Genomic DNA, 12,556 nt, shown 5'->3' on the forward strand with positions numbered 1-12,556 from the left:
TCCGGCAGGGCCCGTGGACGGGCGGCTTTACTGTGCCGCCTCTTTCATCTTGCCGTGCGACAGCCCGCGGTCGGGCGGCGCAATGTTCAGTCGGACCATGTCGCGCAGCAGCTGCACGATGGCCATGGAGCTCTCCCCTTCCGCCCCATCGACGATGAAGCGCGAGGTGCAGTAGCGCATCTCCCAGCCGCCGGCATCCAGACAGGCGCGGATGATGCGCTTTTCCGTCTCCGGATCCTGGACCAGCTCCTTGTCCTTCAGCAGGAAGCCAAGCATCGCGGAGATGCCGTAGGCGCCCCAGTTGGAGATGGAGGCCGGCAGGAAGATGTCCGTGGCCGTCACCGTGATGGCGCCGCCGGGCTTGTCGGTCTGCGTCTCGCGGCCATAGGGGTGGAAGTCCTGCATGAAGGAATGGATGCGGCCGAAGCCGATCTCGTTTCCATTGTCGCCGATGCCGATGCTGAGCACGCCGCGCTCGGCCGCCTGGTCGAACAGGGGACCAAGGTTCACACAGTTCTTCGGCGCAACGCCGGTCGAATAGTGGACGATGCCGTTCTCGTTCGGGCCGAGCCGCTCGATGGCGATGATCGCCTTGGGCTGCGTCCGCTCGAGCAGGTCCTTCGCCCACTGGTCGATGTCGCCCTGCTCCTCGGGAGCGGTCACCTGGGCCGCGCCCATGCGGCGGCCGGTCGCCAGTTCGTAGTCGCGGATCATGATGCCGGCGGCCTCGGACGACGCCTTGATCGGCGGGGCATGGCAGACTTCGGAGACGTAGACCGGAACGGCCTTCAGCCCCCAATAGAGCGCCCGCGCCAGCGACACGGCGCCCGGAGGTCCGTCGCTCTCGCCGTGCGGCACTTCGGGCCAGTAACCCGCGCCCGTGACGATGAGGACCACGTCGCCCTCGCCGACCCGATCCACCAGCGCTTCGGCCGCGCGGGCGGTGATCGGACGGCCGCCGCCCTCGCGCCGCGCCTCGTTGTAGATCGGAGCGATGATATTGTGATTCATGCCGCGGTTGCGCATCTCGACTGTGATCAGACGGTCGACATATTCACCAATGATGTCCGGCACGCTTGGCTCCTTCTCAGGTATCGGAATGACCGTGATCGTAGGAAGCCGCGGCTCGCATTGGCGAATCGAATTACGGAATACGTCATCAGATAATGTTATGCCCCTCCGGGCTCTGGACCTGTCATGTTTGGCTGGCCCCAGAGGATTCGCGGCGGAGGGAAGAGACGTTGCGCTCGCTCAACCATCGACAGATGCTGGCGTTTCGCGCCGTGATGATCAGCGGCAGCATGACGGCCGCCGGTCGCATCCTGAACATCACCCAGCCGGCCGTGACGCGCCTGGTGCGCGACCTGGAGGCGGATCTCGGGCTGACCCTGTTCATCCGCAAGTGGTCCAGCGTGCGCCCGACGGCCGAGGCCGTCGCCCTGTTCCGGGAAGTCGAGAAGTATTTCGAGGCGATGGAGCGGGTGCGCGAGAATGCCCGCGAGATGCGCGAGAAGTCCGAGGGGCGGCTGCGCATCGCCGCCATGTCGACCCTGTCGTCGGGCGCCCTGCCCGAAACGATCCGCCGCTATCGCCAGAAAGAGCCGGACATGGATTTCTTCATCCATTCCGACAATTCGGTGCACATCCTCGACGCCTTGCAGCGCAGCGAGTTCTCCATCGGCCTTGGCCGCGTGCCGCCGGAGCGCACCGATATCGACCATGTCGAGATGCCCGTTTCCACCGCGATATGCCTGCTGCCCAAGGCGCATCCGCTGGCGAAGCAGGATGTGATCTCGGTCCACGACCTGGACGGGCAGCCGTTCATCTCGCTGGGCGTCAGCAGCCTGTTGCGGATGCAGATCGAGGCGGAGATGACGGCGGCGGGCGTCCAGCCGGGCAGGACCGCACAGACGCTGTATTCCAACACGGTGCCCAGCTATGTGTCGGCCGGGCTCGGCATCTCCATCGCCGACATCTTTTCCGTCATCGGCGTCGACCTGGACAGGATTGCGATCAGGCCGTTCACCCCCGCGATCGAGTTCCGCTTCTCGGCGATCTTTCCGGCGATCGGACGCAGCCGCGGGGGCGAGTTCTTCTCAAAGGTGTTCCACGACGTCGTTCGCGATCAGGTCGAGAACATCAACCGGCTTTTCACGAAGTAGCCGCGCCGAGCCGGCCCTGCAGTTCGGCGACGACCGTCTCCAGCATCCCGTTCTGCGCACGGAAATCGCGCCCCAGATAGGTGGAGAGCGTGCCGATCGCCGCCTCGTGCAGGGGCATCGGCACGCCGCAGCGCCGGCCCAGCTCGCAGAGCGGGATCAGGCCGAACGGCACGTCCTCGGTGATGTAGCGCGTCTCGAGGCTGCGGGGGCCCATCGTGCCGGGCGCACGCTCGTAGACCTGCTGGGCCATCTCGGAGACGCTGCCGCGGCGGATGCCGGGGAAGGTCATCATGTAATGGTCGAAGACGTCGCGCACCTCGAACCCGAAGCGGCCGGCCAGCGCAAGGCGCTCGGTGTCCAGCGCCTCGATCATGCGGCCGACGACGGGCGTGATGCACTGGTAGTTTTCCCAGTCCTCGGCCCGCTCGATCCGGGTCAGGTTGGCGAGCGAGTTGGCAAGGTGGATCGGCGGGTTGAGATTGCTCATGCCGATGAGCGCGGGGCTCGCCTTGAGGCGGAAACGGTCGCCGAACAGCGCCTGACACAGGCGCAGGCCGTCCTCAGCGTCCATCCCCCCGGACACGGCCATGTCGATCACATCGCGCACCGTGCCGACACGGACGACGCCGTCCCGGCGTTGTGCGGTCGCCACTGTGGTGGACCATGACACGATCCCGGCGCGGGCCTGCGACCGCGACAGCGCGTGCGCCAGATAGATCGACCCGAAGGAGAGCTCGGCGCTGAAGATGACGGTCTGGCCATCGAGGATCGGGGCGAGACGGTCCAGCACGTCCTGCATGCCCTGCGCGCAGCGCGCCAGCAGCACGACGTCCGCATCCTTGACCGCGTCCTCGAGGCTGCCGGCGCCGGGGATCACGTGCCCCCCGGAAAAGGTGCCGTCGAACCGCTGGTTCAGCCCGTCGGGATGGGTTTGCGACCACAGCCTGACCGAGTGCCCCCCTTGCTGCAGAAGCGCGCAATAGGTCAATCCGACGGGACCGCCGCCGATCACGGTTATCTTCATTGTTTTTCCTTGAGTTGAGCAAGCGCGCCCGTCAGGAGGCGGGGAAAGCCTCGGGGAAGAAGGTCGCGGGCAGATAGAGGAAGACCCCCGGCAGCAGGATGACCATCAGGATGATCCCGACCGTGATCGCGATGATCGGCAGCACCGCCAGGAAGGCGCGCGGCATGTCGACCTCGCCGATCTGCGCGGCGATCAGCAGGCAGATCCCGTAGGGCGGCGTCGTCAGTCCGATCGCCAGGGACAGGCAGACGACCAGCGCCAGATGGATGTCCGGGATGTGTGCGAGGACGCCCAGTTCCTTGATGATCGGCAGGAAGATGATGACCGCCGTCATCGGGCTGAGCACGGTGCCGACGATCAGGCAGAAGGCCATCAGCAGCAGCATGACGCCCGTCTGCGTGTCCGAGATCGAGATGATGAAGGTCGCGACCTCGCGTGCGACACCGAGATAGGCGATCAGCCAGCCCATGATGCCTGCGGCGGCGACCGCAAACATCGGCAGGGCATAGGCCACGACGGTCGATGCCAGGATGTCGAACAGGGCCGCGGGCCGCACCGTGCGATAGACGACGACCGCCAGCACCAGGCCGACCAGCGCGGCGATGGCGGAGGCTTCGGTCGCGGTGAAGAAGCCCGAGATGATGCCGCCCAGGATGATCAGGGGAATGAGCAGCGCGGGCGCGGCGCGCCTGGCGCTTTCCTTGCGCGCGGTCCAGGGCATGTAGGGCGTGTTGGCGACGCCGTAACGCCGGGCGACGTAATAGGTGTAGGCCATCTGCCCGAAGCCGATCAGCAGGCCAGGCAGCACGCCGGCCAGAAACAGCCCGGCGATGGAGACATTGCCGAAGGCGCCGTAGATCACGAACAGGATCGAGGGCGGGATGATCACGCCCAGCGTCGAGGAGGTCGCCGTCAGGGCCACGGCGAAGGGCGCGGGATAGCCGGCCTTCTTCATCGCCGGGATCATGATCGCGCCGACGCTCGCGGTATCCGCCGCCGCGGATCCGGACATGCTGGCGAACATCATGCTGACCAGCACGTTGATATGGCCGAGCCCGCCCTTGATGTGGCCCACCATCGACTGCGCGAAGGTCATCAGCCGGTCGGTGATGCCGCTGTCGTTCATCAGCCGGCCGAGCAGCAGGAAGAACGGCACCGCAAGCAGCGCGAAGGAGTTGATGTTGGAGACCATCTGATTGACCACCGACGTCGCGGGAAGACCCAGCTGGACGACCGTGACCAGCGATGCCAGCGCGATGGCGAAAGCGATCGGAACGCGCAGGAGGATCAGAAACAGAAATCCTGCGATCAGCGTGACGATAGGCGTCATTCCCGGTCCTCGACTTGCCGGTTGGTGAAAAGGCGGCCTGCGGTGGTGACGATCAGTTCGAGCGAGAAGATCGCCATGGCCGCTCCCGACACGGCGACGGCCGCGTTCTGGTAGAACATCGGAAAGCCGAGCGAGAACGAGAAGCGGCGCCAGCTCATCTCCGCATAGGTCCAGCCGTTGACGGTGAGCACCCAGATCACGGGAAGACACAGGACCAGCGCCAGCAGGGTCAGCGCGGTGTTGGTGCGGGTGAAGCTGGCGGGCAGCACCTCGACCACGTAGTGGACGCCGCGCCGGTAGCCGACCGCCGAGCCCAGGAAGACGGTCCAGACGAAGCAGAACATCGCCACCTCGTCCGTCCACACGAAGGTTCCGAGCGACGAGTTGCGCGCGACGATCTGGAACAGAACGCACAGGATGAACGCCAGGAAGAAGGCGCCGCCGACCAGGTAGAAAAATCGCTCCAGCCCGGCATTGAATCTTGTCAGCATGAGGTGCCCCCTTGCGGGCCGGCCCCGGGATCACCGGGGCCGGCCACCGAAAGTCACTTGATGTCGCGGATCATCTGCAGGACCTCGGACGCGCCGATTTCGGCCGCGACCTTGTCGTGCAGGGGGCGGATGATCTCGATGAACGGCGTCTTGTCGACCTCGGTCACCGTCACCTTGCCCGAGGCGACCAGCGGCTCCAGCAGCGAGGCATCGTATTCCACGCCCCGGTCGATGCCGGTCACCGAGGCTTTCGCCGCGGCCTTGAGAAAGATCTCCTGGTCCTCGGCGGACAGGCGATCGAAGGCGAACCGGCTCATGGTGATGTGGCTGACCATGAACTGGTGCTGGGTCTTGGAGTGATAGGGTGCGACCTCGAAGAGCTTGGCGCCGACATAGGCGCTGATCGAACTCTCGAACGCGTTCGCCACGCCGGTCTGCAGGGCGGTGTAGAGCTCGGTGAAGGGCAGCGAGATGGGCTGCGCGCCCGAGGTTTCCCACATCTCCGCATCCATGCGCGAGCCCGGCACGCGCAGCTTCATGCCGCTGAGGTCTTCCAGGGTGGCGACCGGCTTGACGTTATTGCTGAGATTGCGGATGCCGCCGCCGGTCAGCGCCAAGAGGGTGAGGCCGTTGTCGGCATCGCGATAGACCTGGCGGTAGTAGTCCGTGACCGGACCTTGCGGATCCAGCGCGGTGCGGAAGGTCTCCTCGTCCGGGAACAGGTAGCTGATGCTGAACAGCTGGAACTGCGGGAAGAAGGGGGTCGCCTCCTGGGTGCCGCCGATCAACAGATCGATGGTGCCCATCCGCATCTCGTCCAGTGCGGTCGCGTCATTGCCGAGCACGCCGCCGGGATGGATGTCGATCTTGACGCGTCCTTCCGTCGCCTGCTCGACCTCGGCCTTGAGAACCTCGGCGGCATCGAGCCACGGATGCGGAGCATTTCCCTGGGTGGAAAGGCGAAGTGTCTGGGCGTCGGCCCCTCCCGAGAGGACGGCGAGCATGGCGCCCGCAAGCGCGGACATGGCGTAACGTTTCATCTCAATCTCCCTGCCAGAAACTGCGCCGGCTCATCCCGCCGGGCTCTGATCTGCCCAATTTGACGAGGTTCAATAATAATTTCTAATCTCAATATTCGATGCTATCATAACCTGGTATTATCCTAGCCAGGACAGTCATGGCGGCCCGCATCACCCTGAGACAGGTCCAGGCGTTCCGCCTGATCATGACCAACCGCACGATGACCATCGCTGCGGAGCAGATGTCGATTTCCCAGCCTGCCGTCAGCAGGCTGATCTCCGACCTGGAAGAAACGCTGGATCTCAAGCTGTTCAACCGGGTCGGGCCGCGGCTGTTGCCGACATCGGCCGCGCGACGGCTCATCGGAGAGGTCGACCGCGTCTTTCTCGGCCTCGACTTCGTCGAGGAAGCGGCGCGGCGGATCCGGCGGTTTTCGCTGGAGCCCTATCGGCTGGCGATGCCGCCGTTCCTGTCATACAGCTTTGCCGCGAAACTGGTGGCGCGTGTTTCCGTCGACATTCCGGACCTTGCCATCAGCCTGCATTCCGATACATCGCGCGCCATCGCCGAGCAGGTGTCCCGCGGCGAACACGACCTGGGCATCTGCATGCCCAGCAGGCGGGAGCGGGAGTTGAACGTGCTGTCCCGCTACGAGGTGGGAACGGTCTGCCTGCTGCCGGTCGATCACCCGCTGGCCGAGCTGCCTGAGATCACGCCCGAGGATCTCGACGGGGTAAGCCTTTACGTGCTCGGGCGCAGCGGCGCCATCCGCCCGCAGATCAACGAGGTTTTCGCGCAAAGGCAGATCGCCCCGCGGATCGTCGGCGAGATGCAGCATGCGCCGTCCTGCGCCGCCTTCGTGTCGCAGGGGCTGGGCGTCGCGCTGCTGGATTCCGTCTCGGCCCGCTCCGCGGACCAGCACAGGACGATCATCCGCCCCTTCGTCCCCCAGATCGATCTGGAGATCGCGCTGATCACCTCCTCGCGGCATGTGCAAAGCGATGTCGACGCCGCCTTTCTCCGGCATTTCCCGCAAGCTCTGGCGGAGTGCACCTGAGATTTTGCAGTCGCACCGCCTGTGCTATTGCGCGCTGGACAGTGCCCATTGCGGCCGAAACGGATTTCATGGATAAATTTGTCTGCTTATTCGGGACGACGCCCCGGGACTTATTACAGGTGTGTTTTCGACATTGACGAGTTGTTAGCTGCCGGCCGCCGCTTAGGTCGCGCCAAGATTTCAAACATAAAGGCGGGCGCAATACCAACTGCCCTCGCTCCCATTCAAGAAAACACCCATCAGTTGAGGGAGACAGCAATGCAGCAGTTTTGGGCAGGAGCCGTTTTGGCTGCGACCGCGAGCTTGACCATTTCGTCAGCCAGCGCAGATCCGACCACTTGCGCAGCTGTCGAAAACGATCTGGACCGACTTGCCTGCTATGACCGTGAGGTCGGACGGACGACAACACCCGTCGTCGCCAAGGGCGCAGGCAAATGGACGGTTCGAACCGATAAGAACAAGCTTACGGACCAGACGGATGTCTTCCTCTCATTGGAGTCGGAAGAGCTGATCAATTGCAGCTGGAGCCGCGGCGAAAGGGTCCGGCTCGCTGTGCGATGCCATGAAAACACGACCGCCCTGATCGTGAATACCGGCTGCCACATGACATCGAGCACGTACAATGACTATGGCGACGTGACTTACCGACTCGACCAGGAACCGGCAAAGACCGTGAGCATGACCGAATCCACGGACAATCGCGCGCTCGGTCTTTGGAGCGGCAGCCGGTCGATTCCGCTGCTCAAACAGATGCTCGGCAAGTCAGAGATGATCATGAAGATGACCCCTTACGGAAGCAGCCCGGTCATGACTACGTTCCAGATCGCCGGCCTCGACGAGGCCATCGAGCCTCTTCGCAAGGCTTGCAGCTGGTAGCAGCTCTTACCCGCGACAGGCGTGCAGATACACGCGTCTCCCGCCCCTTTTCGTTGCTGCAAGAGGTGCGCGGCATGTCGCGCGCAGCGTGTCAGCTGACATCCGCACGATAACTACCAGCCTGCGATGCGCAGCCGGGCAAGCGGTATATCGATGTCGTGGGGGGCAAGTGGTGCCCAGGGCCGGAATCGAACCAGCGACACGCGGATTTTCAATCCGCTGCTCTACCAACTGAGCTACCTGGGCCCGCGAAGCGTGTCGCGGCAAGCCCGCGTCGCATCGAAGTGCCGGTCTTATAGAGGCTGGAACAAAGCCTGTCCAGTTCCCTCGCCAAAGTTTTGCACAAGCGCGAAAGCGGCCTTGCAAACAGTGCCACGCGAGGGAGCGGGCGCCGGGCCAGCGCCCGGCAAACCCTTGACGAAACTTGCCTACTGCTGACCGACGACGACGCCGGTCGCGGTGTAGGCGCCGGAGGGATCGGACACGCCGAAGCTGCCGACGACGCCCTGCGCCGGCCCGGTCGGTCCGCGCACGAAGGAGCCGGTCAGAACGCCCGACAGGGTCTCGCCGGGATTGGACAGCCCGCCGACAAAGCTGTTCAGTCCTTCGGCACTGCCGGTGGGCGAGGTCAACGATCCGCCGAAATTGTATCCGTCGAAATTGGTGATGCTGGCGCTGCCGCTGCGCGAACCGAAATCGTAGGTCATGTTGAAGTTGCCGGCGGCCAGATACTGCACCGGTCCGTCGGTCGTGGTCCGCGCCACGTTGCCCACCGCATGGCCGGCATAGGAGGCGGTGCCGACGGTCGGCAGTTCGCCATAGGTCGAGACATCGCCGGCCGCCCAGGTGCCCAGATGCACGAAATCGCGCCGGCGCGGATCGGACGGGGCGGTTTCGGACACGTCCTCGCCGCGGAAGCGCGTGCCCCAGTACCCCCACTCCAGGAAGGAGCAGGTGCAGCGCGCCACATCGGTGAACAGCGCATTGTCCGCCCCGGCGACCAGGGTCGAGGGCACCATGTAGCTGCGCGGGTTGCTGTCGGGGGCGATCACCTCCTCATCGTCGGTGATCGCGAAGGTCTCGCCGAAATTGTAGGTGAGCGCATAGCGGTTGTCGTCGATCAGCGCCGACTGGCCGTTCGGTCCGGTGGTGAACAGGCTGTCGCCGAAACCCAGCACAAGCCCTGCAAGGTGCTCGTCGCCATCGAAAGCGTCGAGCACGGTCATGCTGGCGCCGACGGAATTGCTCACCGCGTCGAAGCCCATGGTCAACATGTTCGGCGACATCGACCAGAACGGCACCGCAGCGCCGCCATTCGTCCCGACCTCGACCATGCCGGAGGCATAGCCGTTGAGCAGCCGTGTGGTGCGGACGAACTCGCCCGACGGCGAGATCGAGGCGACCTGCCCCACATGCGTGTAGCCAGAAACCGTGTCGGTGACCGTCTCGTAGGGGAGCGGAAGACGCGCGGAGCTGTCGTTTCCGGCATCGAGATCGCCGGGGCCGAAGCCGAGGACGAAATTATCGCCGTTCGGGCCGAAGACATGGCCGCCATCGCTGCCGGGAAGAGAGGAGACGGGCCCGGCATAGAGCACGGACGGATCGTAGCCCGACACGCGGAAGCCGCCGCGCCGGGGGCCGCCGATGACGAAGCCGTCCACTTCGTCCTCGTAGATCTGGCCAGCCGAGACGGAGATCGCCGAGGACTGCGAGGCGCCCTGCCCCTGGATCAGCATGGAGGAGACGAGGAAGCGCGGATCGTCGTCGGTGAGGTCCGAGCCCGACACGACCAGAAAATCGCTGGTGCGCACGTTCTGCAGGAACGAGGGGCCTAGCAGCTCGCCCGCCAGCGGGTTGAGGAAATAGAGATCGTGGGCAACGCCGGTGCGCGCCACCTGCACCGGATCGGCCGACAGATGATAGCGGCGGATCTGGTTGGTGCCGGTCTCGCGGAGCGTCGCGGGATCGGTGCGCACGCCCCAAAAGCCGAAGACCGGAGCATTGACGACAAGCGGCCCGCCGACGGTGCCCGGCACCTCGGAAGGAACGAGGAGCGGCGCGGAGATCTCCTCGAAATAGGTGAAGGCGAGGAAATGATCGCCGTTGCGATGGACGGTGCCTGCGACCGTGCGCCCGCCCGAGGTGACGACGCGGAACGCCGCCTGCCCGCCCGTCGGCAGGGGAATGGTGAGGGTCTCGCCGCCGATGGTGCCGGTCAGCTGGGTGCCCTCGGCGGTCACCGTGAATGTCGCGGTGATGTCGCTGCCCGGCGTGCCGCCGATCAGCCCCTGGCGGCCGGGATCGGTCACCGTGAAGGTCTCCGAGGCCGGGCTGTAGGACGAGGCCGCCGTGAGCACGCGCATCACGACCTCGGCGCCTTCCACCGGCGGCGGCGTGCCGCCGACCACCACGTCGCGGATGATTTCGTTGGTGGCGCCATGGTTGATCTCGTTGACGACCTGGCCGCCTTCGTTGATCTGGGTCGATTCCACCACTTGCGGACGCGGCCGCGGCAGGACGGCAACGACCGGCCGACCGGAATTGGCCTGCCCGACACCGGAATTGCGGACCTGGTTGTCGGTCGGCGGGCTTGAGATGCCGCCGGTCTGCCCGCCGCGGCCGGCGAGGCCCTGCTGCACGCCGGCAATGTCGGCCTGGTTGGTGCGGCGGATCTCCGGGCGGTAATTGCCAGACGCCGCCGAGGCGATGGCCAGCGTATAGCCGCGCTCGTAGATGCGCCGGCTCTCGCCGTTGAGACCGGTGAAGCTCAGTTCGTCGCCGAACAGCAACGAGAAGCGCGCGCCCCCGCCCAGAAGATTGAGATTGGCGATGCCGCCGCGGATGCCGATGGTGCCGACCGGCGTCTTGACCGTGACCCCGCCGGCATTCTTGCTGAGGCGGCCGCCGACAAAGCGGGCCACGCCCTTGCCGAACGTGGCGACGAGCTTGCCGGTGCCGGCATTGGGGTCGTAGACGAACTCGTCAATGACGAGGTCGGAATTGGCGCCCACGGTGAAGGTGGAGCCGTCGACCAGCAGGATCTGCACCAGCCCCTCGCCGGCTGTCTCGATCCGCTCGCGGTAGATCAGATTGTCGCCGAGGACGATGGTGCGGGTACCGGCGCCCGGCGGCGTGCGCAGGGCGTCCTGGTTGACGGCGGCGGCAACGCCGACGTCGTTGCGGGCTGCAGCGGCCCCGGGCACCACGACAAGGGCGGCTCCCAAGGCCGCCATCATATATTGCCTGCGCATTTCAGCCCCCTTCAGAACGGCGCGTGTCATGCCACGTGTCAGGCGATGTCGATGTCAGAACGTCTTGATCAGGCTCAGCGTCAGCGACGTGTTGGAATAGTCGCGCGTCTGGTAATTCGATTGCATCCGGCGAAACTCGGCCGCCAGCGACATGGCGATATCCTGGCGGAACGGCACGTTCAGCGCGCCGCGCACCCACAATTCGTTGTCGGTCTGGCTCTTCGTCGCGCTGATGGCCGGATCCGGCGCGGCGAACTCGCGGCGGGTGTAGCCGGCATCGGCATCGACCGACCAGACGGTGCGCAGCATCTCCACCGGCGAGGCGAAGCGATAGGTGACGCCGGCCGACACGCCCGCCTCCCAGCTCTGCTCGTAGCGCGCGGACGCATGCTCGTAGTCGCCGAGCAGGGCGACGCGGCCCGACCATGCGGCGGAAAACTGGTAGCTGTTGGTCAGCTGCGCCAGGATCTGGTAGCCGTTGCGATCGCTGACGGTCGGATAGGTGCGGCTGTCGCGGTACCAGCGATAGCGGTATTCGACCTTGGCGTTGACGCTCGACAGCGGGCTCGGCTGCATGCCGAAGCGGGCGCCGAAACCGGTCGCGCCGGAATAGTTGGAATTGTCGAGCCGCACGCCGGTCAGGATGCCGTAAAGGCCGAGGCGCGCATTGTCGATGTCGAAGCGGGCCAGGTTGAACGAGGGGCCGAAGGTCAGCTCCGCAAGCTCGGTGTTCAGGCGCGTGCTGTCGAAATAGCGCCCGCCGTAGAACAGCAGGTCCGCCTCCAGCAGATCGCCCTGGGTGCCCAGGTCATAGGCCGCATGCACGTTGCCGGCGACGAAGGCGTTCCAGTCGGCCCGGCCGATGGCGGTGTCGTCGAGCAGAAAGGTGACGCCGTTCAGCGTGACCTGCCGGCCGCCGGGGCCGGCATTGGCGTTGGACTGCCAGCGCAGGCCCGTCATGACCGTTGCCGAGAACTTGGTCGGATCCTCGGCAGTGTCGATGGCGGTCATGAAGGTCTGGACGCGCTCGGTCACTTCCGGCGGCACGTTCGGCGCCTGCAGGGCCTGCTCGAAATAGGAGCGCGCGGCATCGAAGGAACCGAGGCGGAAGTAGAGGACGCCAAGCTCCAGCTGGATGCGCGGCAGGCCCGGCGCGTAGATCAGCATGCGCTCGAAGGTGCCGATGGCAGCCTCGTAGTCGCCCATGCGGGCCGACAGGGTGGCGTATTCGAAGGCAAGGTCGAGATTGGCGGGATCGCGCATCATCGCCGCCAGAAGCTCGGTCTGGCGGGCGCGCAGCTGCTCCTGTGTCATGGGAGCCCCGGCGACCAAGGCCGGGTCCTGG

At 65.4% G+C, this 12,556-nt stretch carries 10 protein-coding genes and 1 tRNA gene; 3 read left to right on the forward strand and 8 right to left on the reverse strand.

Going from position 1 to position 12,556, the window contains the following annotated elements; genetic code table 11:
* Nucleotides 1-27: 27 nt before the first annotated feature.
* Nucleotides 28-1,074: a glutamate cyclase domain-containing protein gene (locus ACVJ6E_RS02910; RefSeq protein ID WP_067221673.1), complete on the reverse strand. Its 1,047-nt coding sequence runs from the start codon at nucleotides 1,072-1,074 to the stop codon at nucleotides 28-30.
* Between the two features lie 167 nt (nucleotides 1,075-1,241).
* On the opposite strand from ACVJ6E_RS02910, the gene ACVJ6E_RS02915 reads away from it, so the two are divergent.
* Nucleotides 1,242-2,162: a LysR family transcriptional regulator gene (locus ACVJ6E_RS02915; protein WP_083202414.1), complete on the forward strand. Its 921-nt coding sequence runs from the start codon at nucleotides 1,242-1,244 to the stop codon at nucleotides 2,160-2,162.
* Here ACVJ6E_RS02915 and ACVJ6E_RS02920 read toward each other — a convergent pair.
* From ACVJ6E_RS02920 to ACVJ6E_RS02935, 4 genes are read right to left on the reverse strand one after another with little or no spacing between them, the layout of a single operon-like run.
* Nucleotides 2,152-3,186 (reverse strand): NAD/NADP-dependent octopine/nopaline dehydrogenase family protein, encoded by a 1,035-nt coding sequence (locus ACVJ6E_RS02920; RefSeq protein ID WP_120268971.1) that lies wholly within the window; start codon nucleotides 3,184-3,186, stop codon nucleotides 2,152-2,154. The genes ACVJ6E_RS02915 and ACVJ6E_RS02920 overlap by 11 nt on opposite strands.
* Before the next feature lie 31 nt (nucleotides 3,187-3,217).
* Nucleotides 3,218-4,516, reverse strand: a complete 1,299-nt coding sequence (locus ACVJ6E_RS02925) for a TRAP transporter large permease (protein ID WP_097175515.1) — start codon at nucleotides 4,514-4,516, stop codon at nucleotides 3,218-3,220.
* The gene (locus ACVJ6E_RS02930) at nucleotides 4,513-5,007 is read right to left on the reverse strand and encodes a TRAP transporter small permease subunit (protein ID WP_120268970.1); all 495 of its coding nucleotides are present in this window, start codon (nucleotides 5,005-5,007) and stop codon (nucleotides 4,513-4,515) included. The genes ACVJ6E_RS02925 and ACVJ6E_RS02930 overlap by 4 nt, the downstream gene beginning before the upstream one ends.
* A gap of 53 nt (nucleotides 5,008-5,060) precedes the next feature.
* Complete coding sequence (locus tag ACVJ6E_RS02935) at nucleotides 5,061-6,047, reverse strand: TRAP transporter substrate-binding protein (protein ID WP_120268969.1); 987 nt, start codon at nucleotides 6,045-6,047, stop codon at nucleotides 5,061-5,063.
* A gap of 137 nt (nucleotides 6,048-6,184) precedes the next feature.
* Here ACVJ6E_RS02935 and ACVJ6E_RS02940 point away from each other — a divergent pair, with 137 nt between their 5' ends.
* Together ACVJ6E_RS02940 and ACVJ6E_RS02945 are read left to right on the forward strand one after the other, a co-directional pair.
* The gene (locus ACVJ6E_RS02940; RefSeq protein ID WP_120268968.1) at nucleotides 6,185-7,084 is read left to right on the forward strand and encodes a LysR substrate-binding domain-containing protein; all 900 of its coding nucleotides are present in this window, start codon (nucleotides 6,185-6,187) and stop codon (nucleotides 7,082-7,084) included.
* A gap of 258 nt (nucleotides 7,085-7,342) precedes the next feature.
* A complete protein-coding gene (locus ACVJ6E_RS02945; RefSeq protein WP_120268967.1) occupies nucleotides 7,343-7,960 on the forward strand; it encodes a type VI secretion system-associated protein TagO in 618 nt (205 codons plus the stop codon).
* A gap of 170 nt (nucleotides 7,961-8,130) precedes the next feature.
* Here the strand turns inward: ACVJ6E_RS02945 and ACVJ6E_RS02950 are convergent.
* The 3 genes from ACVJ6E_RS02950 to ACVJ6E_RS02960 form a co-directional block, all read right to left on the reverse strand.
* Nucleotides 8,131-8,206 (reverse strand) — tRNA-Phe (locus ACVJ6E_RS02950).
* A gap of 182 nt (nucleotides 8,207-8,388) precedes the next feature.
* Nucleotides 8,389-11,211, reverse strand: coding sequence for a FecR domain-containing protein (locus ACVJ6E_RS02955; protein WP_120269275.1), 2,823 nt, complete (start codon nucleotides 11,209-11,211; stop codon nucleotides 8,389-8,391).
* Nucleotides 11,212-11,265: 54 nt separating this feature from the next.
* On the reverse strand, nucleotides 11,266-12,525 hold the full coding sequence (locus ACVJ6E_RS02960; protein WP_120268966.1) for a tetratricopeptide repeat protein: 1,260 nt from the start codon (nucleotides 12,523-12,525) through the stop codon (nucleotides 11,266-11,268).
* Between the last annotated feature and the right edge of the window lie 31 nt (nucleotides 12,526-12,556).

The organism is Stappia sp. G46H5W (assembly GCF_058448995.1).